This window comes from Schaalia odontolytica, from assembly GCF_005696695.1.
Taxonomy (GTDB): Bacteria; Actinomycetota; Actinomycetes; order Actinomycetales; family Actinomycetaceae; genus Pauljensenia; species Pauljensenia odontolytica_C.
Window position 1 is genome coordinate 1,228,873 of the sequence record NZ_CP040006.1, and the last position, 21,992, is coordinate 1,250,864.

The 21,992-nt window shown below is 66.0% G+C and carries 20 protein-coding genes; 4 read left to right on the top strand and 16 right to left on the bottom strand.

Annotation, left to right across the window (positions count from 1 at the left end; genetic code table 11):
• Window positions 1-15 precede the first annotated feature (15 nt).
• Genes FBF35_RS05435 through FBF35_RS05460 form a run of 6 tightly spaced genes read right to left on the bottom strand, consistent with a single transcriptional unit; the run spans window position 16 to window position 5,201 of the window.
• Window positions 16-1,215, bottom strand: a complete 1,200-nt coding sequence (locus FBF35_RS05435; protein WP_060567309.1) for a prephenate dehydrogenase — start codon at window positions 1,213-1,215, stop codon at window positions 16-18.
• Entirely contained in the window at window positions 1,212-1,961 is a 750-nt protein-coding gene (locus FBF35_RS05440) for a pseudouridine synthase (protein ID WP_003792436.1), read from the bottom strand. Before FBF35_RS05440 ends, FBF35_RS05435 begins: the two co-directional genes overlap by 4 nt.
• Window positions 1,958-2,518: an SMC-Scp complex subunit ScpB gene (gene scpB, locus FBF35_RS05445; protein WP_060567310.1), complete on the bottom strand. Its 561-nt coding sequence runs from the start codon at window positions 2,516-2,518 to the stop codon at window positions 1,958-1,960. The genes FBF35_RS05440 and scpB overlap by 4 nt, the downstream gene beginning before the upstream one ends.
• Window positions 2,511-3,389: a segregation and condensation protein A gene (locus FBF35_RS05450; RefSeq protein WP_060567311.1), complete on the bottom strand. Its 879-nt coding sequence runs from the start codon at window positions 3,387-3,389 to the stop codon at window positions 2,511-2,513. Before FBF35_RS05450 ends, scpB begins: the two co-directional genes overlap by 8 nt.
• Window positions 3,373-4,236 (bottom strand): ParA family protein, encoded by an 864-nt coding sequence (locus tag FBF35_RS05455; protein WP_060567312.1) that lies wholly within the window; start codon window positions 4,234-4,236, stop codon window positions 3,373-3,375. Before FBF35_RS05455 ends, FBF35_RS05450 begins: the two co-directional genes overlap by 17 nt.
• Window positions 4,237-4,253: 17 nt before the next feature.
• Complete coding sequence (locus FBF35_RS05460) at window positions 4,254-5,201, bottom strand: site-specific tyrosine recombinase XerD (RefSeq protein ID WP_060567313.1); 948 nt, start codon at window positions 5,199-5,201, stop codon at window positions 4,254-4,256.
• 127 nt (window positions 5,202-5,328) lie between these two features.
• On the opposite strand from FBF35_RS05460, the gene tkt reads away from it, so the two are divergent.
• From tkt to pgl, 4 genes are all read left to right on the top strand, one after another.
• Window positions 5,329-7,413 (top strand): transketolase, encoded by a 2,085-nt coding sequence (gene tkt, locus FBF35_RS05465; protein ID WP_187348934.1) that lies wholly within the window; start codon window positions 5,329-5,331, stop codon window positions 7,411-7,413.
• Between the two features lie 169 nt (window positions 7,414-7,582).
• A complete protein-coding gene (zwf, locus tag FBF35_RS05470; protein ID WP_060567315.1) occupies window positions 7,583-9,109 on the top strand; it encodes a glucose-6-phosphate dehydrogenase in 1,527 nt (508 codons plus the stop codon).
• Window positions 9,106-10,047, top strand: a complete 942-nt coding sequence (locus FBF35_RS05475) for a glucose-6-phosphate dehydrogenase assembly protein OpcA (protein WP_060567316.1) — start codon at window positions 9,106-9,108, stop codon at window positions 10,045-10,047. Before zwf ends, FBF35_RS05475 begins: the two co-directional genes overlap by 4 nt.
• A gap of 2 nt (window positions 10,048-10,049) precedes the next feature.
• Window positions 10,050-10,793, top strand: a complete 744-nt coding sequence (pgl, locus tag FBF35_RS05480) for a 6-phosphogluconolactonase (RefSeq protein ID WP_060567317.1) — start codon at window positions 10,050-10,052, stop codon at window positions 10,791-10,793.
• Between the two features lie 9 nt (window positions 10,794-10,802).
• On the opposite strand, the gene FBF35_RS05485 is transcribed toward pgl, so the two are convergent.
• The 10 genes from FBF35_RS05485 to uvrC form a co-directional block, all read right to left on the bottom strand.
• Window positions 10,803-11,804, bottom strand: a complete 1,002-nt coding sequence (locus tag FBF35_RS05485; protein ID WP_060567318.1) for a YdcF family protein — start codon at window positions 11,802-11,804, stop codon at window positions 10,803-10,805.
• Window positions 11,805-11,810: 6 nt separating this feature from the next.
• Complete coding sequence (gene secG, locus FBF35_RS05490; RefSeq protein ID WP_050694727.1) at window positions 11,811-12,056, bottom strand: preprotein translocase subunit SecG; 246 nt, start codon at window positions 12,054-12,056, stop codon at window positions 11,811-11,813.
• Window positions 12,057-12,218: 162 nt separating this feature from the next.
• The gene (tpiA, locus tag FBF35_RS05495) at window positions 12,219-12,995 is read right to left on the bottom strand and encodes a triose-phosphate isomerase (RefSeq protein ID WP_060567319.1); all 777 of its coding nucleotides are present in this window, start codon (window positions 12,993-12,995) and stop codon (window positions 12,219-12,221) included.
• A gap of 3 nt (window positions 12,996-12,998) precedes the next feature.
• Entirely contained in the window at window positions 12,999-14,189 is a 1,191-nt protein-coding gene (locus tag FBF35_RS05500) for a phosphoglycerate kinase (protein ID WP_060567320.1), read from the bottom strand.
• Window positions 14,190-14,296: 107 nt separating this feature from the next.
• Window positions 14,297-15,304, bottom strand: coding sequence for a type I glyceraldehyde-3-phosphate dehydrogenase (gene gap / locus FBF35_RS05505; RefSeq protein ID WP_034466827.1), 1,008 nt, complete (start codon window positions 15,302-15,304; stop codon window positions 14,297-14,299).
• A gap of 204 nt (window positions 15,305-15,508) precedes the next feature.
• Window positions 15,509-16,492 (bottom strand): DNA-binding protein WhiA, encoded by a 984-nt coding sequence (whiA, locus tag FBF35_RS05510; protein WP_060567321.1) that lies wholly within the window; start codon window positions 16,490-16,492, stop codon window positions 15,509-15,511.
• Between the two features lie 45 nt (window positions 16,493-16,537).
• On the bottom strand, window positions 16,538-17,542 hold the full coding sequence (yvcK, locus tag FBF35_RS05515) for a uridine diphosphate-N-acetylglucosamine-binding protein YvcK (protein ID WP_060567322.1): 1,005 nt from the start codon (window positions 17,540-17,542) through the stop codon (window positions 16,538-16,540).
• On the bottom strand, window positions 17,542-18,537 hold the full coding sequence (gene rapZ, locus FBF35_RS05520; protein ID WP_060567323.1) for an RNase adapter RapZ: 996 nt from the start codon (window positions 18,535-18,537) through the stop codon (window positions 17,542-17,544). Before rapZ ends, yvcK begins: the two co-directional genes overlap by 1 nt.
• 42 nt (window positions 18,538-18,579) lie before the next feature.
• Window positions 18,580-19,803 carry a formate-dependent phosphoribosylglycinamide formyltransferase gene (purT, locus tag FBF35_RS05525; protein WP_060567324.1) on the bottom strand — a complete coding sequence of 408 codons (1,224 nt, stop codon included), beginning with the start codon at window positions 19,801-19,803 and terminating at the stop codon, window positions 18,580-18,582.
• A complete protein-coding gene (gene uvrC, locus FBF35_RS05530) occupies window positions 19,800-21,815 on the bottom strand; it encodes an excinuclease ABC subunit UvrC (protein WP_060567325.1) in 2,016 nt (671 codons plus the stop codon). The genes purT and uvrC overlap by 4 nt, the downstream gene beginning before the upstream one ends.
• Between the last annotated feature and the right edge of the window lie 177 nt (window positions 21,816-21,992).

Sequence of the window (21,992 nt, forward strand, 5' to 3'; positions counted from 1 at the left end):
CCTCACCGAGGTCGTTTAGTGGGTGATGAGTCGCCAACCCCGCTGTTGCAGGTCGGCGACAGCGCGGTCAGCGACCGCCGGGTCAATCATGACGCGGGCGACGCCCGCCTGCGCACCCGCAGAGTGTTCCAGAACCAAGTCTTCGATGTTGATCCCTGCCTCGCCGAGCTCGCTGAAAAGCCTACCGAGAGCGCCCGGCTCGTCGGGGATGAGCACTTCGATCTCGCGATACCGGGAAGGAGCACCACCGTGCTTGCCGGGAATACGCGCGACGCCCTGATTACCCGCGGTCATGACCCGATTGATCGCGCCCACGGAACCGCCGCGTAGGGGGCCGAGTTCTGCAGCCGCATCGAGGTGCGTGAGCAAGTCATCGAGGTCGGTGCGCAGATCACGCAGGATGTCTGCAACCGGACCGGCGTTGCCGGCCAAAATCGCTGTCCACAGGCGCGGATCGGAGGCCGCAATCCGAGCGGTATCTCGAAGCCCCTGCCCCGCAAGCCCGAGCGCCTGGGCTGGGGCGTCCACAAGACGCGCAGCAAGCATCGACGACACCAGCTGAGGAACGTGCGACACGAGTGCGACGGCATGGTCATGTGTGCCCGCGTTCATCTCGAGAGGCACGGCTCCGACGTCCGTCGCCAACGCGCGAGCTACCAGCACCGCGCGCGGCCACGTCGACTCGTGCGCAACGATCACCCACGGGCGTCCGTAGAACAGATCGGCATCTGCGGCACCCGCACCGCTGCGCTCACGACCTGCCATGGGATGCGATCCGACGTAACGCGAGGCTTCCTCGAGACGTCCCTCACGCTCCAAGCCGCGCAGCACATCGGCTACAACCGCATCCTTCACGGAGGCAACATCGGTGACGATCGCGTCGGGGAAACGCAGCAGCGATTCGACGATCACACGGTCAGCGACATCCGGCGGCGTCGCGACGACAACGATAGACGGCGCCTGATACGAAGGCGTATCCGAGCCACACTCGCTTGGGCGCACCCCGGCCTCGGCGAGAACATCGCCGAACGCCTGCCCGGCGCCCACGTCGGAGGCCAGGCGTAGCGAAGTGGGCGAGGCATCGTCGAGATAGACGCGCACTCCCCCGGCCCGCAGAGCGAGGCCCAGGGACGCACCCAGCAGACCCGATCCGATGATGAGGACCGGGCCCGCTGTTTGCACGACGCGCGCGCCGACGCCGTCCGAGGTGTTCACAGTCCGACGGCCCCGTACAGTGCGCTCAGCGCGTTGCCCTTCACGCGGCGGGTCGTTCCCTGCTTGAGATGGTCGAGAGAGATCGGACCAAAGCCCGTGCGGACGAGCTCGCGCACCGGGTAGCCAACAGCCTCCATCATGCGGCGCACGAGGCGGTTGCGGCCCTCGTGCACGACGATCTCGACGGTCGTGATGTCGCCGTAGGTGTCAACGATGCGGAAGGAGTCAACCTTGATCGGGCCGTCCTCCAGCTCGATGCCGTTCATGAGGGTGCGCTTGACGCCGGGCTTGACCTCGCCGTGCAGACGCGCCACGTAGGTCTTGCGAATCTCGTACTTGGGGTGCGTCAGACGGTTCGCCAGCTCGCCATCGTTGGTCAGCAGGAGCAGGCCGGACGTATCGATGTCGAGGCGGCCCACGTGGTACAGACGCTCGGGGTAGTCGGCGATCAGGTCGGCGATCGTGGGGCGGCCCTCCGGGTCGCTCATCGTGGACACGGTGCCGATCGGCTTATTGACGGCCAGGACGATGTGCTTCGTCTCATCCAGGATGAGGCGCTCGCCGTCGACGTGAATGACCTGCTTCGCCGGGTCCACGCGCACGCCCTGGTTACGGACCACGGTGCCATCGACGCTCACACGTCCGTCGGCGATCATCTGTTCGGACGCGCGCCTGGATGCGACGCCTGCCTGGGCGAGCACCTTCTGCAGGCGCACTCCACCCTCTGTGTAGGGGTTAGCCCTCATAGTTCTTCCTCCAATTCATCCAGCGCGTCGGCGTCTGGCAGGTAGGGTGCCAACGGTACCAGCTCCGACAGGCTCGTTAATCCCATTTTCTCAAGAAATTCCCCGGTCGTCCCGTACAGGCGCGCGCCAGACGGTGTCAGTCCCGTCTCTTCCACGAGGCCTCGGGCGAGCAGCGTACGCACGACACCGTCCACGTTCACCCCACGAATACGGCAGATTCGCGCCCTCGAAATGGGCTGACGGTAGGCAATGACCGCCAGCGTTTCGAGAGCAGCCTGAGACAGGCGCGCGTGCGAGGATCCGACAACGAAGCGCCCGACCACATCGGCGTATGCCCGTGCGGAATAGATGCGCCAACCGCCCGCCACTTCGCGCAGCTCGAAACCGCGCGGGCGTTCCTGTCCCTCGCCCAGGTACTCGGCGGCGAGAGCGCGCAGGTGCTGTTCTATGTCCGCGCTACTCACGCCGAGGACATCAGCAAGATCGGACGCGGCAACCGGCTCCGAGGCCACCATCAGAATCGCCTCGATCGCACCGCGCAGCGTGGTCTCACTCATCGGCGTCATCTCCTTCTGTGTCAATCACGGCCTCGGACGGGGACGAGGCCGTGGCTGAGTGCGCGTCACCGGCACCCGTATAGTCGTCCACATCGATGTCGATGCTTCCCTCGTCGCCGGTCCACTGAATCGTCAGCGTGTCAAGCGCCCCGTCTTGCTCAAACTCGATGGCTCCACGCCTATAGAGCTCCAAAAGCGCAAGGAAGCGAGAGACGACGACGGCTCGCGTGGGCGCATCCGCGACGAGCTCATGGAAGGTCATTCGGCCTGCTTCAGCGAGCATCGATGAGACGATCAGAGCCTGCTCGCGGACCGGAACAACGGGATCGTGCAGATGGGCGACCTGAACCGTCGGGCTCGTCGATGACAGGGCATCAGCAGCCAAACGAGCAAGGTCTTCGCGGGTTGTCAGCCACCGGAGATCGGGCAAGAGGCTCGCGAAATGCGGCTCGAGGGGCACGTCCCTGGCGATATACGAGCCGTACTCCCCCATCCGCGCGTCGATGTGTTTCGCGGCTTCCTTGAAAGCCCGATACTGCAGCAGGCGCGAGAACAGGAGGTCGCGGGCCTCCAGGTCAGCCTCGGACGCGTTATCCTCCTCGTCAACGCTGGGCAGCAAGTGAGCGGCCTTCATGTCGAGTAGCGTCGCCGCGACTACCAGGAATTCGGTCGTGCGCGACAGATCCGGGGACGCCTTCATAAAGGCGATGAACTCGTCGGTCACCTGCGCGAGTGCGACCTCGGTGATATCGAGCTTCTTACGGGCGATCAGCGACAGGAGAAGATCGAAAGGACCTTCAAAAACCGGGAGCGAGACCGCGAAGAGGTCGAACTCCCCCTGAACCTCGAGACTGTCAGGCCGCGTCGCCACGGGCGATGACTTCCCGCGCGAGTCGACGGTACGCGTGGGCGCCCGCGTGGTTGGGAGCGTAGGAGATGATCGGCTCGGTGGCCACAGAAGCATCCGGGAACTTGATCGTGCGACCGATACGGGTATCGAACACGAGGTCGCCAAAAGCTTCATGCAGGCGCTGCAGGACCTCACGCGAGTGCAGCGTGCGTGAATCGACCATTGTGGCGACGATGCCGTCAATCTTCAGGCGCGGGTTGATGCGATCGCGCACCGTCTCGATCGTCTCAACCAGCAGGGCCACGCCACGCAGCGCGAAGAACTCTGCCTCGACCGGAACGATGACGCCGTGAGCGGCGGTCAGAGCATTGACCGCGAGCAAACCGAGGGAGGGCTGGCAATCGATGAGGACCACGTCGTAGTCGGATTCGACGTGACGCAGGACGCGAGCCAGGGCGCTCTCGCGGGCGACCTCGTTGACGAGCTGGACCTCGGCCGCAGACAGGTCAATGTTCGCGGGGATAATGTCGAGGTTCTCCGTCGACGTGTGGCAGATCGTCGCCTTAACGTCCGCCTTCGGGTTCATGAGCAGCGTATAGATCGTCTGCTCCATGTCGAGGGCATTGATGCCCAGGCCAACAGAAGCGGCACCCTGGGGGTCGAAGTCCACGATCAGCACACGGCGCCCGTACTCAGCCAGTGCGGCGCCCAGGTTAATGGTGGTCGTCGTCTTACCGACACCACCCTTCTGGTTGCACATCGCGATCACACGGGCGGGACCATGCCCCGACAGCGGCGCGGGCACGGGAAAATCGACCGGCTCTTCGTGCAGGTCGGGCGTCAGCGTAGGGTGCGAGTTCGTGGTCACGCCCCCATCCTAATTCATCACCGCGCGGATGCGTCGGTGCCACGCGCCCGAGGGTGCGAGAGCGTAAAGACTTCGCGCAGCGCGGCGGCAGTCACTTGCGTGTAGATCTGAGTCGTCACCACCGACGCGTGCCCGAGAAGCTCCTGCACCTCGCGCACGGATGCACCACCCTCAAGCAGATGCGTCGCAAAAGAGTGCCGCAGCGTATGCGGAGACACCCGCTCCCCCAGCTGCGCGGCCTCCGCCGCGCGCCGGATCGCGGTCCACGCACTCTGCCGGGACAGCGCGCCTCCCCGGGAGTTCAGGAAAAACGCGGTGGATCCCCGGCCTCGTGCGGCGAGCGCTGGGCGGGCGCGCACCCGGTACGCGTCGAGGGCGTCCACGGCGAACGACCCCACGGGAACAATCCGCTCTTTGCGCCCTTTTCCGAACAGGCGCACGACAGGAACGTCTCCGTCCAGGTCGAGGTCATCAGCGCTGAGCGAGACGGCCTCGGAGACCCGGGCCCCCGTCGCGTACAGGAGCTCAAGGAGGGCGGCATCGCGCAGGCCGATCGGAGAGTCGTCGGCGTGGGCGGCGTCCAGCAGTCGTCCCACCTCGTCGACGGACAGGGCCTTGGGGAGGTGCCGCCCCTGACGCGGGGCATGTAGCTGCGCAGCTGCATCGTTTCCGACCGCCCCCTCGGTCAGCGCGTACTTGTGGAGCCCGCGGATCGCCGCGGACGCGCGCGCCACCGACGATGCTGCCGCCGGAGTTCCTGTGACCTGCCCAGATGCCAGGCGCATCGTGTAGTCCTCGATGTCCCTGGGACTGATGTCTTCGACGTTGAGCTTCCCTTGGCGCTTCATGTCAAACGCGTAGCGGGCGACGTCGCGTCGATAGTTTGAAACTGTATGCGCAGACGCCCCCTTCTCGACGCGCAGATAGTCCACCCAGTCGCGAACGAGAGCTTCGAGGGATGTCATGGTGACAGGGTAAGCGACTATGCAACATATGTGCGTGAGCGCTATCGGCATGCGCACATTTTCGCTAGACTGTGACGCGGTAAACCATTTCCGCCCCAATGCAGGGGCCCAACAACTGGAGACCAACGTGTCACTACACTGGGATCACATCGATGACGAAGCGGTCAAGACCGCTAAGCTCCTTGCCGCCGACGCCGTCGAGCAGGCCGGATCGGGCCACCCTGGCACCGCTATCTCGCTCGCCCCCGCCGCCTACCTCCTCTACAACAAGGTCATGAACGTCGACCCGGCCGACCCGCGCTGGATCGGTCGCGACCGCTTCATCCTCTCGGCCGGCCACTCGTCGCTGACCCAGTACGTCCAGCTCTACCTGTCCGGCTTCGGTCTCGAGCTCGACGACATCAAGACCCTGCGCACCGCCGGCTCCCTGACCCCGGGCCACCCCGAGTACGGCCACACCAAGGGCGTCGAAATCACCACCGGCCCGCTGGGCACCGGCATCGCCTCCGCCGTCGGCTTCGCCATGAACGCCCGCCGCGTCCACGGCCTGCTCGATCCCGAGACCCCGCTCGGCGAGTCCGTCTTCGACCACAACGTCTACGTCATCGCCGGCGATGGCTGCTTCGAAGAAGGCGTCTCCGCCGAGGCTTCGTCCCTGGCCGGCACCCAGGAGCTGGGCAACATCACCGTCATCTGGGACGACAACCACATCTCCATCGAAGACGACACCTCTATCGCCTTCAACGAGGACGTCCTGGCCCGCTACGAGGCCTACGGCTGGCACGTCCAGCGCGTCGACTGGCTCGGCGAGGACGGCTCCTACGAGGAGAACACCGCTGCCCTGAACGACGCCCTCGACGCCGCCAAGGCCGAGACCAAGAAGCCCTCGCTCATCGCGCTGCGCACCATCATCGGCTGGCCGACCCCCGGCAAGCAGAACACCGGTGGCATCCACGGCTCCAAGCTCGGCTCCGAGGCCCTCAAGGGCCTGAAGGAAGCCCTGGGCGCCGACCCCGAGAAGATGTTCGACGCTGACGCCGCCATCGTGGACGAGGTCCGCGCCCGCGCCGCCGCCCGCGCCGCCGAGTACCGCAAGGACTGGGACGCACGCTTCGAGGCGTGGAAGGCCGCTCACCCCGAGCAGGCCGCCCTGCTCGAGCGCCTCCTGGAAGGCCGCCTCCCCGAGGGTTGGGAAGCAGCACTGCCCACCTTCGAAGAGGGCAAGGCCATCGCGACCCGCGCCGCCTCCGGCCAGGTCCTCAACGCGATCGCCCCCGTCCTGCCCGAGCTGTGGGGCGGCTCCGCCGACCTCGCCGGCTCCAATAACACCTTCCTGAAGGGCGAGCCCTCGTTCCTGCCCGCGCACCGTTCCTCCTCGTCCTTCAGCGGCGACGAGTTCGGCCGCAACCTCCACTTCGGCGTGCGTGAGTTCGCGATGGGTGCCGCCCTTAACGGCATCGCCGCAGACGGCTTTACCCGCGCTTACGGTGGCACGTTCTTCGTGTTCTCCGACTTCATGCGCGGCGCCGTGCGCCTCGCCGCCCTCATGGACCTGCCCGTCACGTACGTGTGGACCCACGACTCCATCGGCGTGGGCGAGGATGGCCCGACCCACCAGCCGATCGAGCACCTGGCCTCCTACCGCGCGATCCCGAACTTCGCTGTCGTGCGCCCCGCCGACGCCGCCGAGACCGCCGCGTCCTGGAAGGCCATCCTCGAGCAGTCCCACCCGGCAGCCATCATCCTGTCGCGCCAGAACCTGCCCAACCCGGCACGTGGCGAAGGCACCGGCCTGGCCACCACCGAGGACCTGGCGCGCGGCGCCTACGTCCTGGCCGACACCGAGGGCACGCCCGACGTGATCCTGCTGGCCTCCGGCTCCGAGGTCTCCGTCGCCCTTGAGGCACGCGAAGCCCTGGCCGCCGACGGCATCGCCGCCCGCGTCGTGTCCGTGCCCTGCCTCGACTGGTTCGAGGCCCAGGACCGCGAGTACCGCGACTCCGTCCTGCCCCCGTCAGTGCGCGCCCGCGTCTCCGTCGAGGCCGGCATCGCCCTGCCGTGGTACCGCTGGATCGGCGACGCCGGCCGCGCGGTCTCCATCGAGCACTTCGGCGCCTCCGCGCCGGGTGAACTCCTCTTCAAGGAGTACGGCATCGACGCCGAGCACGTTGCCGCAGCCGCGAAGGAATCCATCGAGGCCGCACGTTCGTGACTTTATAGTCAACCGAACTGAAGATAGGGCTGCTGGCGCGCGGGGGCGTGCCAGCAGCCCTATTCTCTTACACATGTGTGGGTCCTCGGTCCCGTTCCATGTCCCCCCTGCGGGCGAAGCGTTCGGGTCCCGGCCTCGTCCTCACCCCTAGCGAACGGAGCGACCACTCGTGACCAACGAGATTCCCACCCTGCGCGATCCCCAGGACCGCAGGCTTCCGCGCATCTCCCCGCCGTGTGGCCTCGTCATCTTTGGTATCACGGGCGACCTTGCGCGCAAGAAGCTCCTTCCCGCCATCTACGACCTCGCCAACCGAGGCCTCCTCCACCCTGCGTTCTCTCTGACCGGCTTCGCCCGCAGGGACTGGAGCCCGCAGGACTTCGAGGAATACGTGCGCGTATCCATCGAGGCACACACCCGCACCGGCTTCAACGAGGGAACCTGGAACCAGCTGCGCTCGGGCCTGCGCTTCGTCTCGGGCACCTTCGACGACCCCGATGCCTACCGCCAGCTGGCCGACACCGTCGCCGAGCTCGACCACTCGCGCGGCACCGGCGGCAACCACGCGTTCTACCTGTCGATTCCGCCCTCATACTTCCCGGTCGTGGCCAAGCACCTGTCCGACACAGGCCTCAACAAGCGTCAGGGCCGCGAATGGCGTCGCGTCATCATCGAGAAGCCTTTCGGACACGACCTGGCATCCGCGCAAGAGCTCTCCGACGTCATCTCGCAGATTTTCGACGAGCAGGATGTCTTCCGCATCGACCACTACCTGGGCAAGGAAACCGTCCAGAACATCATGGCGATGCGCTTCGCGAACGCGATGTTCGAACCCCTGTGGAAGGCGAACTACGTTGATTCCGTGCAGATTACGATGGCCGAGGACATCGGCATCGGCACGCGCGCGGGCTACTACGACGGCATCGGCGCGGCCCGTGACATCATCCAGAATCACCTGCTTCAGCTCATGGCGCTGACCGCCATGGAGGAGCCCGTCCACTTCACGCCCGAGGAAATTCGGGCGGAGAAGGAGAAGGTGCTCTCCGCGGTGCGCCTACCTGAGGACCTGGCCATCGATACGGCTCGCGGGCAGTACGCCGGCGGCTGGCAGGGCGGCGACCAGGTGCGCGGCTACCTCGAGGAGGACGGCATTCCGGCCGACTCGACCACCGAGACCTTCGCCGCGATCAAGCTCTTCGTGGACACGCGCCGCTGGGCGGGCGTGCCCTTCTACCTGCGCGCCGGCAAGCGCCTCGGCAAGCGCGTCACCGAGATCGCCGTCATCTTCAAGCGTTCGGCCCACGTGCCCTTCGGCAACTCCGACCTCAGCGAGTCAGGCCAGAACGCGCTCGTTATTCGCGTCCAACCGGACGAGGGCCTGACCCTCAAGCTTGGCGCGAAGGTTCCCGGCACTTCCATGCAGGTACGTGACGTGACCATGGACTTCGCCTACGGCCACGCTTTCACCGAGGACTCGCCCGAGGCCTACGAGCGCCTCATCCTGGACGCGCTCGTCGGCTCCGCTCCCCTGTTCCCACACCAGCGCGAGGTCGAGGCCTCGTGGAAGATCCTCGACCCGATCCTGTCCTTCTGGGAGACCCAGGGTCAGCCCGAGCCCTACGCGCCCGGCACGTGGGGTCCCCAATCCGCGCACGACATGCTGGCCCGCGACGGCCGTTTCTGGAGGCTCCCGTGATCATCACCCTGAAGAACACCACGTCGGCCGAGGTCGCCTCCCGCATCGTGGAGCTGCGCGACGAGCGCGGTTCCGCCGCCCTGAGCCGTGTCCTCACGCTGCTCATCTGCGTGCCCGACCTCATCGACGTCGACAACGCCATCGAGGTCTCCGACGCGGTCTCGCGCGAGCATCCCTGCCGCGTGATCGTCATCGTCGAGCCCGAGTCCACCGAGGGCACGGCGCGTCTGAACGCACAGATCCGCGTCGGCGACGCAGCGGGCCTGTCCGACATCATCATCCTGGAGCCTCGCGGTGAGGCCGCGTCGAACATCGACTCGCTCGTCATGCCGCTTCTCCAGTCGGATACTCCGGTCGTCACGTACTGGCCGGTCGTTCCCCCGCAGAATCCTGGCGCGCACCCGCTTGGTCGCCTCGCGGTCAAGCGCATCACCGATTCGCGCGCAACCGAATGCCCCATGGATACCCTGTCGGCCCTCTCGGCCGTGTACACCCCCGGCGACACGGATCTCGCGTGGGCCGGCGTCACGCTGTGGCGCGCGCTGCTCGCGGCTATCGCCGAGGACTTTGACCGTCTGCCGACGTCGATCCGCGTCGCGGGTAATGCGACGCATCCCTCGCCGTTCCTCGTGGCCGCATGGCTGCATCACCAGCTGGGCGTGCCCGTCGAGCGAGTCGTAGATCCCGATGCCCACACGATCACGGACATCACGTTCTTCTTCGACGACGGCACGACCGTCTCGCTGTCGCGTAGCGCCTCCTCGTCGGTCGCGCGCTTGTCGCGCCCGGGCCTCGAAGATCGCTCCGTGAACCTCGCCCGCCGCTCCGTGCAGGACTCCCTCATGGAGGATCTGCGTCGCATGGATCCGGACGTCTACTATGGCGAGCTCCTCACCAAAGAGCTCCCGCGGCTGGCTGCATGCTCTGAGGGTGAGTGACAATGGCGGATGTCCACACGTTCGAGGTCTACCCAACCGTCGAGGAACTGAACGAGGCCGTGGGCCGTGCGTTCCTTGCTCGTCTCAACACGCTTATCGACGAGGCTGGAGCTGACTCGCGCGTCAACCTGGCCATCTCGGGGGGCGCCATCACGACAAGTCTCTTGCCGTCATTGCTCCCCCACGTGGGTGAGGTCGACTGGTCACGCGTGCGCGTGTGGCTGGTCGACGAACGCTACGTGCCGGCGGGAGACAAGGATCGCAACGACGATCAGGCGTGGGAGGGTTTCCTCCACGCGGCCGCGGGCGTTGAGTTCATGCGTATGCCGACCTCGGATGCGTCCGCTCCCGGCGCGGGTTCTCTCGACGAGGCGACCGCGGCGTTCGCTGACACGTGGCGCGATCTCATGGGCGAGGGTTCCTTTGACATCGCACTGATCGGCATGGGTCCCGACGGGCACATCTGCTCACTCTTCCCGGGACGCGTCGATATGGACGAGGCCTCCCCCATTCTGGCGATCCGCAATTCTCCGAAGCCCCCGCCCGAGCGCATCACGGTGTCGATGCCCGTCATGCGTGCGTGCGCAGAGGCGTGGCTGACGACAGCGGGTGCAGCGAAGGCGGATGCTCTCGGGCGAGCCTTTGCGGGCGCGTCTCCCCTCGACCTCCCGGTCGCGGGCATCCTTTCGCCCACGACGCGCCTTTACCTCGACGAGGCGGCCGCCTCTGCCATCGAGATCGCGTAACAACAAGGATCAGGACACCGCCGATAGAGCGTAGATGGCCACCGTCGCCAGCGCCCACAGCCCCATGATGAGCGCATACGGCCACCAGTAGCGCCGTGAGATCGCGATGAACTCACGAATAAAGGCAGTTGGAAAATAATAGCTCGCCGTCTTTGAGCCCAGGCCATCCGCGTTGAAACCCACTGCACGTGCGTACATCGCAGTGCGGAACACGTGATAGTCACTCGTCACCAACGCGGCTCGCTCCGGGGTGGCGCTACTAAGGCGCGTGATCAGATCCCGTGAATACGTCAGGTTCTCCCACGTCGTCGTGGATCGATCTTCCAGGACGATGGCCGAATCCGGTACCCCACGCGAGCGCAGGTACCGCGCCATGGCCTCAGCCTCCGAAATCACCTCATCGGTGCCTCGTCCGCCCGACGGAACAAAAACGCCCTTTTTGTCTTGCTTGACCCATAGGTCGTAAGCCCGATCGACACGCCCACGCAACAACGGCGTCAGGTCCGTGCCGTTCAACCCGGCTCCGTGGATAACGATGAAGTCATACTGGCGCTTGCGCGGCAGTGAGCGGTACAGCCAGGAATATAGCAGCAGCGCGGTAAACGACAGGAAAAACCAAGCCCCGCATAGCGTCAGCGCGAACAGGAATCCGAGGACGAGTCCGGGAGCCTCAACGACGAGCGCCAGCGGAACCGCAAGGAACCAGGCAACAATCGCACATGCAAACAGCAGCGGCAGCGCGTGCGACAGCGAAAAGCCTTCGCGGCGCACCAACTGCACCTCGTTGACGAGCATGAAAATAATGGTGACGAATGGTGCCAGAGCGACAGCGAGGCCGATCGGAAGCGTGATCCACCACTGATCAAGCTGGGATGACAACGCTCCCAGAGCGGACGCACAAAGGAAAAAGAAGAAGAAAGCGTTCCGGAACTGACGAGGTTCGCGACGGTACGACCAAATGAAAATGGCCCCCCACACGAGCGTGGGGAGCCATAGCACGATGTCGATCACGACCAATCAGCCACCGAACTTCGCAAGCAGCGCGTAGCCGATGATGCACACCAGCCAGATGAGCAGCGTGCCCAGGGTGATGCGGTTCAGGTTACGCTCGGCGACACCGGAGGAGCCGGCCGACGAGGAGATGCCGCCACCGAACATGTCCGACAGACCGCCGCCCTGTCCCTTGTGCATGAGGACGGTCAGGGTCAGCAGGATGCTGGTCAGGAAGATCAGCACGATCAGGACGTTGTTCAGAATGGTCACGGTCAATCCAGTTTCTATCGCAGTTCGCCCCGGATCGGGGCACATATAGCTTTAGTCTAACTGAGAATGCCGGTGGGGCCAACCGGCACACCGGTTGGCCCCACCTCGCGTCCGCTCCGACCCAGCCTAAGTGGCCAGGCGGAGTGGGCGCGTCACGGCTTCTCAGGCGTAAAACGTCGCCATGGCGGCGAAGGAGTCAGCCTTGAGGGACGCGCCGCCGACGAGACCGCCGTCGACGTCGGGCTGAGCCATGAGCTCCTTGATGTTGTCGGGCTTGGCGGAGCCCCCGTAGAGGATGCGCGTGGACTCGGCGGTCTCGGCGCCGAAGTCCTCGGCCAGGGCGGCGCGGATGGCGCCGCACACTTCCTGAGCGTCCTCGGCGGAAGCGGTTTCGCCGGTGCCGATGGCCCAGATGGGCTCGTAGGCGATGACGATCTTGGCGACCTCTTCGGCCTTCCAGCCGGCGAGGGCGGCGCGGAACTGGCCGAGCACGAACTCGACGTAGGTGCCGGCCTTGCGGACCTCAAGGGCCTCGCCGCAGCACAGGATCGGGGTCATGCCGGCGTCGAAGACCTTGCGGGCCTTGGCACCGACGAGCTCGTCGGACTCGCCGTGGTACTCGCGACGCTCGGAGTGGCCCATGACCACGTAGGTGACGCCGAGCTTGGTGAGCATCTCGGTGGAGATTTCGCCGGTGTAGGCTCCGTTATCGTGGATCGAGACGTCCTGGGCGCCGTACTTGATCTGAAGATCATCGGCGTCGACGATGGTCTGAACGGTGCGGATGTCGGTGAACGGCGGGATGACGAGGACCTCGCACTTGGAGTAGTCGTGGCCAGCGTCGGACAGGGCCATCGCCAGGCCCTGGACGAGGTGGTTGGCCTCGAGGTGATCGAGGTTCATCTTCCAGTTGCCGGCCATCAGGGGCGTACGTGCCATGAGTCAGTCCTCCAGAACTGCGATACCGGGCAGAACCTTGCCCTCGAGGAGCTCGAGGGAGGCGCCACCACCAGTGGAAATGTGGGAGAAGGTGTTCTCGTCGAAGCCGAGCAGGCGAACGGCTGCGGCGGAGTCGCCACCGCCGATAACGGAGAACATGGAGCCCTTGGACAGGGCCTCGGCGACGGCGCGGGTGCCGCCGGCGAACGCGTCGAACTCGAAGACGCCCATGGGGCCGTTCCAGGCGACGGTCTTGGCGGTCGCGAGCTTGTCGGCGAAGAGCTTCGCGGACTCGGGGCCGATGTCCAGACCCATCTGGTCGTCGGGGATCGCGTCGACCTTGACGACGGTCGCGGGCGCGTCGGCCGCGAACTCGGGGGCGACGATGACATCGACGGGCAGGACGAGGTCGACGCCGCGCTCTGCGGCCTCGGCGATGTAGCCCTTGACGGTGTCGATCTGGTCTTCCTCCAGGAGGGACTTGCCCACGGAGTAGCCCTGAGCGGCCAGGAACGTGAAGACCATGCCGCCGCCGATGAAGAGCATGTCAGCCTTCTTCAGCAGGTTGGCGATGACGCCCAGCTTGTCGGAGACCTTGGAGCCGCCGAGGACGACGCCGTAGGGGCGCTCGGGGTCGCCGGTGACCTTGGACAGGGACTCGATCTCCTTGAGGACGAGCAGGCCAGCGGCCGAGGGCAGCAGCTTGGCAATGTCGTAGACGGAGGCCTGCTTGCGGTGGACGACGCCGAAGCCGTCGGAGACGAACGCGTCGCCGAGCTTGGCGTACTCGCGGGCCAGCTCTTCGCGCTCTTCGTCGACCTTGGAGGTCTCGCGAGCGTCGTAGCGGACGTTCTCGAGCAGGGCGATCTCGCCCTCACCCAGGGCGGCGACGGTCTCGGTGGCGGACGGGCCAACGACGTCGGAGGCCAGCGTGACCTTCACGCCGGACAGCTCGGCGAGGCGCGTGGCGACGGGGGCCAGCGAGAAGGCGGGATCGACCTGACCCTTGGGGCGGCCGAGGTGGGCCATGATGACGACCTTGGCACCGGCGTCGGTGAGGGTCTTGAGGGTCGGCAGCGCCGCGCGGATACGGCCGTCGTCAGTGATGACGCCGTCCTTGAGCGGAACGTTGAAGTCGGAGCGGACGAGGACGCGCTTGCCGCGCAGGTCGCCCAGGGTGGAGATGGTCCTCACGAGGAGTCCTTTCGGTCTGAAGGCGGTGGCGATGTACGAGATGCCCGTGCACGAGCGTGCACGGGCATCTCGCTGATCAGCTCATGGCTGTTGTATCAGCTGTGTGCTCAGGCGAGCTTGGAGCCGATGAGGGCGGTGAGGCGAACGAGAGCGTTCGAGTAGCCCCACTCGTTGTCGTACCAGGACAGGACCTTGACGAGGTTGCCGATGACCTTGGTCTCGGTGGCGTCGAAGATCGAGGTGTGCGGGTCGCCCACGATGTCGGAGGAGACGATCGGATCCTCGGTGTACTTCAGAACACCCTTGAGCTCACCCTCGGCGGCGGCCTTGACGGCAGCCTTGACGGCCTCGACGGAAACCTCGTTCTTCGCGATGAAGGTGAGGTCGGTCAGGGAGCCGGTCGGGGTGGGGACGCGGACGGCGAGGCCATCGAACTTGCCCTCGAGCTCGGGCAGAACCAGGGCAACGGCCTGGGCAGCACCGGTCTTGGTGGGGATCATGTTCAGGGCCGCGGCGCGGGCGCGACGCAGATCCGAGTGGGGGGCGTCGAGGACGCGCTGGTCACCCGTGTAGGAGTGGATGGTGGTCATGATGCCGCGCTCGATGCCGAAGTTCTCCTCGAGAACCTTGGCGAGGGGGGCGAGGCAGTTGGTCGTGCAGGAGGCGTTCGACACGATGTTCATCGTGGCGTTGTCGTAGTCAGCCTCGTTCACGCCCATGACGAAGGTGCCGTCGACGTTCTTCGCGGGAGCGGAGATGACGACCTTCTTGGCGCCACCGTCGAGGTGAGCCTTGGCCTTCTCGCCGTCGGTGAAGAAGCCGGTCGACTCAACGACAACCTCGACGCCGAGCTCGCCCCAGGGCAGGTCGGCGGGGTTACGCTGCGCGAGCACCTTGATGTGCTTGCCGTCGACGATGATGCCCTCGTCGTCGTAGGAGACCTCGCCCTGGAAGCGACCCGTGATCGAGTCGTACTTCAGCAGGTGAGCGAGGGTCTTGTTGTCGGTGAGGTCGTTAACGGCAACGATCTCGATATCCGCGCCCTGCTCGAGAGCGGCGCGGAAGAAGTTACGGCCAATGCGGCCGAAGCCGTTGATGCCAACGCGGGTGGTCACTATGTTCCTCCTGCTCGTGCCCACACGGGACACGGTCTTCGATGCAACCGGGCGTGCGGGTTGCCTGCCCGGCCCGCAGATGTCTGCGGTTCCAGCAGTTCCTAATCTACACCTAAAAGCGGACTCAGTCACAATCCAATTAGAAAATCTGCACGTGGGGTAATTCTCGTTTGGATTGAGACGAAGCGGCAGGAAAAAGGGACCTCAGTCCTCTTCGAGCATGTCGAGGGTCAACGCAGATTCCGTGTCCGGGATACCTCGTTCGTGCGCGACCTTGTCCGCGAGAGCCAGAAGCCTGCGGATTCGACCGGCGACGGCATCCTTGGTGAGGGGCGGATTCGTGTGCTTGCCGAGCTCTTCGAGGGAGGCCTGCTTGTACTGCAAACGCAGCGTGCCAGCCTCAAGCAGGTGGGCGGGGACGTCATCTCCGAGGATTTCGAAGGCACGTTCAACGCGGGCACCCGCGGCGACGGCCGCGCGGGCGGAGCGGCGCAGGTTCGCGTCGTCAAAGTTAGCCAGTCGGTTGGCGCTGCCCCGGGCCTCGCGGCGTTCGCGCCGCTCCTGCCATGCCTCGAAGGTCTGCGGGGCGCCCATGGCGGAGATCAGCGTGCCGATCGCGTCCGAATCGCGGACGGAGACGCGGTCGGTGCCACGCACCTCCTTGGAGCGAGCAGAGGCGCCGAGCTTGCGCGCACAGCCAACCATCGCAAGAGCCACCTCCGGACCGGGGCACGTGATCTCGAGCGAAGAAGAGCGTCCGGGCTCCATGAGCGAGCCGCGCGCGAGGAAGGCACCGCGCCAGATAGCCGCGGCCTCCGCGGTTCCGGAGGCGACAAGAACCGGGGGCAGGCCGCGCACGGGGCGACGCAGGGAATCGACGAGGCCGGTGAGGCGCGCAAGTTCGTCAGCCTTATGGACGACACGCACGACGTAGCGCTTGCCACGTCGCAGGGAAGAACCAGACACCACGACGACGGAGGACTCGGCGTTGTACAGGGCCTGCAGGTAGGTGCGCAGGCGCCGCGCGGCCACGGGCGAGTCAAGCTCGGCCTCGACGAGGATACGCCCACCCACGAGGTGTAGGCCTCCCGCGAAACGCAGCGTCGCGCTCACCTCAGCGGCGACCTCGGACGGCGTCGTAACGACGGCGCGCGCCAGCTCGTCCTTCATGTCAGATGTCAGGGACACGGCTTCTCCAGATATGTCATGTCGTTTGTCAGCATGCAACAGGTTCTAAGGTAACCACGTTTCGGGCTGTCCGACCTCACCAAGGAAACCGTCAAATGCGTCACGCAGCGCAGCGGCGAGGCGCAGCGGGTCATGATGCGGGGCGCCGTCACCCGTGCGCACCTGCCGTAACAGGACGCGAGCACCCAGTTCTTCGGCGGCCACGATCAGTTCGTCGATGTCGTCGCACGCCGTCGGATCCGCAACCACCACATCGAGCTTGAGCATGGGTGCGTACTCGCGCAGAACACGTACGTGGTCGGCGGTCGACATGAGATCGGTTTCGCCGCGCTGACGCGCCAGGTTCAGCACAAGCGCGCGGTGGGCGTCGGTCGTGGCAAGCGCGCGGTTAATCTCTGGCACCAGCAGGTGCGGGATCACGGAGGTGTACCACGAGCCGGGTCCCAGGACGACCCAGTCGGCCTCGGAGATAGCCTCAGTGACCGCGGCGGGCACCTCGGGCGCTTCAGGGGTGATGCGTACGTGCTCGACGGTGCCGGGAGCGACGGCGACCTTGGATTGACCGGACACGACGTAGCGGCGGCCACCGTCGTTCATATCCGCCTCGATGTCGATCGGCGTCGACGACATGGGCAGGACGCGGCCCTGCGCGCCGAGGAGACGACCGACCCAGTCGAGGCCTTCGACGGGATCATCGAGGAGCTGCCACAGGCCGGAGATCAGCAGGTTGCCGAGTGCGTGCCCGTTGAGGGGCCCGCTCGTATCCAGGCGCAGCTGCATGACGTCGCGCCAGGTCAGGCCCCACTCGGATTCCTCGCAGAGGGATGCCAGCGCCATGCGCAGGTCGCCGGGAGGCAGGATCGGCATCTCCTCGCGCAGTCGGCCGGAGCTTCCGCCATCGTCGGCGACAGTCACAACAGCCGTCAGTGCGCGGGTGATATGGCGCAGGGCCCGCAGGGTTGCGGACAGGCCGTGTCCGCCGCCGAGGGCGACAATGTTTTGGCCGGATTCTCCACGTTGAACCCAGCCGGCTGCATCAAGATAGGGCATCAGTCTCTCCCAATGTCACGGTGCATCACGCGAACCGTGTATCCGTGTGAGCGCAGGCGTTCGGCGATAGCCTCGGAAGACGCGACGGAGCGGTGCTTTCCGCCCGTGCATCCGACGGCAATCGTGACGAATGGCTTCAATTCTGCCAGATAGCCGCTGAGCATGGGGGCAAGAAGGTCGGCATATCCGAGAGCAAAATCGCGCGCGCCCGGCTGAGAGAGCACGTAGTCGGCAACTGCCTGGTCCTTGCCCGTCAGATGGCGCAGCTCGTCCACCCAGTACGGGTTCTTCAAGAAACGCACGTCGACGACATGATCGGCGTCGAGCGGGAGCCCATGCTTGAATCCGAAAGACTCAACCGTGACCTGCAGGGGGCGCTCCTCCCCCGCCACGATGTCGCGGATGCGCCTCGTCAGATCGTGGACGCTCATCGTGGAGGTGTCGATGACCTCGTCGGCCGCGCGACGCAGGGGCGCAAGCAGGCGCATCTCGGCCTTGATGCCGTCCATGAGGGTGCCGGCGCCCTGGAGGGGATGCGGGCGACGGTTGGATTCATAGCGACGCACCAGAGTCTCGGGGCTGGCCTCGAGGAAGATGACGCGGTAGGCGATGCCCGCTCCCTTGAGCTGCTCGAGCGTGGCATCGAGCGTGCGGAAGAAGGTACGCGAGCGCACATCCACGCCGACAGCCAGTCGGTGCACGCCCGCAGCCGGGTCGTTCGACATCATGCCGACGAGAGCGGGCAGCATCGTCGGCGGCAGGTTGTCGACGACGTACCAGTCCAGGTCTTCGAGCGCGCGGGCGGCGCCAGTGCGGCCGGCTCCCGAGTAGCCGGTGATGATGAGAACCTCGTTGGAGGCGCGCGGCTCGTACTTCACACGGGCCATGTCACGCACGGCAATGCCCTCGGGGACCGTGGGAGGGTTCTCCTCGTTCATCGACGAGGTCTGGGCCTCGTCTGCGTCGTGAGCGTCCGTGGGTGTGTGGTCGGGCATGGCGTCCTCCTGACGGGTCGGCTGGTCGGGTAATGGGAGCTGTTAGGCGGAAGGTGCGGAGGCGTCGTCGATCGTGATGCCGGCGGCGGCGCGCCTGGCGATGACTCGCGCTTCCTTCGGCGTGCTCGCGGTGGTGGCGACGACGCCGACGCGCCTGCCGGCGCGGCTCACCGGCTTGCCGAAGATGCGCACGATGTCGGCAGTTTCGAGGGCGCGAGCGACGCCGTTGTAGACGGGGATATCGACGGCGCTCGTCGACTTGATGACCGCCGACGCACCCGGGGTGGACTGGGCGGTCGAGACGGGCAGGCCGAGGATGGCTCGTGCGTGCAGCTCAAACTCGGACTGGGCTTGGGTCACCATCGTGACCATGCCGGTGTCGTGGGGGCGGGGCGACAGCTCGGAGAACCAGACGTCGTCGCCCTTCACGAAGAACTCGACGCCGAAGATGCCGAGGCACGGGCCATTTCCGGCCTCAGCCAGGGCATCGGTCACAGCCTTGGCCATCTGTCGCGCACCCTCGAGGGCGGACTCGCTCATGGCCATGGGCTGCCAGGATTCAACGTAGTCGCCGCCCTCCTGGCGGTGTCCAATCGGAGCGCAGAAGCTCGTCACGACGCTGCCGGAGGCGGCATCCCAGGAGCGCACGGTGAGCAGCGTGATCTCGTAGTCGAAGTCAACACCCTCTTCGACAATGACGACGCCGGTCGTGGCGCGCGCGTCTTCCTCGGCGTGCGCCCAGGCGGAGGCGGCCTGCTCGGGTCCCGTCACGCGGGACTGACCGTGCCCGGAGGAGGACATCGTGGGCTTGACGAAGGCAGGGTAGCCGACCTCGTCGAGAGCTGCGGCCAGCTCGGCCTCGCTGCGCGCGAAGCGGAAGGCCGACGTGTGCACGCCGGGCAGGGATGCAGCGAGGTTGCGGATGCGCTGACGGTCCATCGTCGCCTGGACCGCGAATGCGTTGGGGACGACGCGCACGCCGCGCTCTTCATAGGCGCTCAGCTCGTCTGTCGCGATGGCCTCGACCTCGGGAACAATGAGGTCAACATCGACGCTGTCGAGCACCTCACGCAGAGCCTGCGGGTCGCTCATATCAAAAACGCGGGATTCGTCCGCGACCTGCATGGCGGGAGCATTGCCGTAGGAGTCGCAGGCGATCACCGTGCATCCGTAGCGTTGCAGGGCGATCACGACTTCCTTACCGAGTTCGCCCGATCCCAGCAGCAGCACGCGTGCCGGCAGCGGCACGGGAAGCGTCGTTGTCATGGTGTGTCCTCCCTCGACGATGTCGCTAGCCTATCGCGGATCGTGCGTGCAAGGCCGAGTCCCACGCCCTTGACCTCGGCGATCTGCTCAGGCGTGGCCTCTCGAATCCGCTTGACGGAGCCGAAATGCTTGAGCAGCGCGGCCTGGCGTGCGGGTCCAAGCCCTGGGATGGAATCGAGAACAGAGCGGCGCTGCGCCTTCGACCGGCGCTTGCGGTGCTTCGTGATCGCGAAGCGGTGGGACTCGTCGCGCAAATACTGCAGGAGGTAGAGAGCCTCCGACGTGCGTGGGAGGATCAGCGGGAAGTCGTCACCGGGGATCCACACCTCTTCGAGGCGCTTGGCCAGACCCACGACGGGCACGTCAGCGCCCACCGCGTCCAGTGCGGCTCGGGCAGCGTTCACCTGGGGCAGGCCACCGTCCACGACGACCAGGTCGGGACGATAGGAGAATCGCTTCGGGCGTCCCGTCATGGCGTCGATCGGGCCGGAAGCGTAGGCGACGCCGTCCTCGTCCTCACCGTCGACGCCGGCCTCCTCGGCGAGCAGCCGCGAGAAGCGGCGCGTGAGAACCTCGTTCATCGCACTCGTGTCGTCGGGAGTCCCGTTTCCATCCTCACCGCGGATGTTGTAGGTGCGGTAGGCGTCCTTGCGCGGCATACCGTCCTCGAAGACCACCATCGAAGCGACCTGGTTCTCACCACCAGTGTGCGAGACGTCGTAGCACTCGATGCGCAGGGGTGCACCCGGCAGATCGAGGTTCTCGGCAAGCTGCTCGAGCGCCTTCGAGCGCGCCGTAATATCGCCCGCGCGCTTCGTGCGGTGCAGGGCGAGGGCCTGGCGGGCGTTCTCCGTGACCGTGTCCATGATCTGGGCCTTCGGGCCGCGCTTCGGCACGTGCACCGACACGGACGCGCCCCGAATCTCGGCAAGCCAGCGCGCAATGGTCTCCTTCTCCTCGGGCTCGACGGAGACAAGCACCTCGCGCGGGATCGCCGAGGTCGGCGTGTGCGCGACATCGTCCACGCTCACCGCCGCCACCTTGGCCGTCTTCCCGGCCCCGGCCTCGTCCGTCGACGCCGACGAGTACACCTGCTCGAGGAGGCGAGCCATGAGCGCCGCGTCGTCTGCGCCGTCCACGCGCTCAATCACCCAGCCGCGCGTGCCTCGGATGCGCCCACCGCGCACGTGGAAGACGTGCACCGCAGCGTCCAAGTCGTCGCTCACCAGTGAGAACACGTCCGCGTCCGACCCGTCGTCGAGCACAACCGCGTTGCGCTCCAGCACCGTGCGCAGCGCCTTGACGTCATCGCGCAGCTTCGCCGCACGCTCGAAGTTCAGCTCCATGGAGGCCTGGCGCATCTGCTCCTCCAGGTCGCGGATCACCGGGCCCGTGCGCCCCTCCATGAACTGGCACAGCCCGTCGGCGAGCTCGCGGTGCTCCTCCATCGAGATACGACCCACGCACGGGGCCGCACACTTGTCGATATAGCCGAGCAAACACGGACGCCCCTGCGCCTTCGCGCGCTGAAACACGCCCGCCGAACACGAGCGCATCGGGAAGACACGCAGCAGCTGATCGATCGTCTCGCGAATCGCCCACACCTGCGTGTACGGGCCGAAGTAGCGCGACCCCGCCCGTTTGCGCTCCCGCGTCACCTGCACGCGCGGGAAACGCTCCCCCATCGACACCGCCAGGTAGGGGTAGGACTTGTCGTCCTTAAACATCACGTTGAAACGCGGATTGAATTCCTTAATCCACGTGAACTCCAGCGTCAGGGCCTCGACCTCGGAGCGCACGACGGTCCACTGCACGGCGCTCGCGGTCGTCACCATCTGCTGGGTGCGCGGGTGCAGGTTCGCGAGGTCCTGGAAGTAGTTGGTGAGGCGATTGCGCAGGTTTTTGGCCTTGCCGACGTAGATGACGCGGCCCTGCGGGTCTGAGAATCGGTAGACGCCCGGCGAGGTCGGGATGTCTCCCGTGCGGGGTCGGTACGTCGAAGGATCTGCCACGCTCCCAGGGTACGAGGCCGGGGCTGGGAGTGCCCGGCGCCCACCTCGGGCGTGCTGTATGTCATGAAACATTTGAATAATGAAACCAATACGCGCAGCCGCCACCTGTGGGCATATACTGGACTTGGTTGCGAATTGACCGATTCTTGACCTTTGAGTACAGCTCTCCCACAAAGA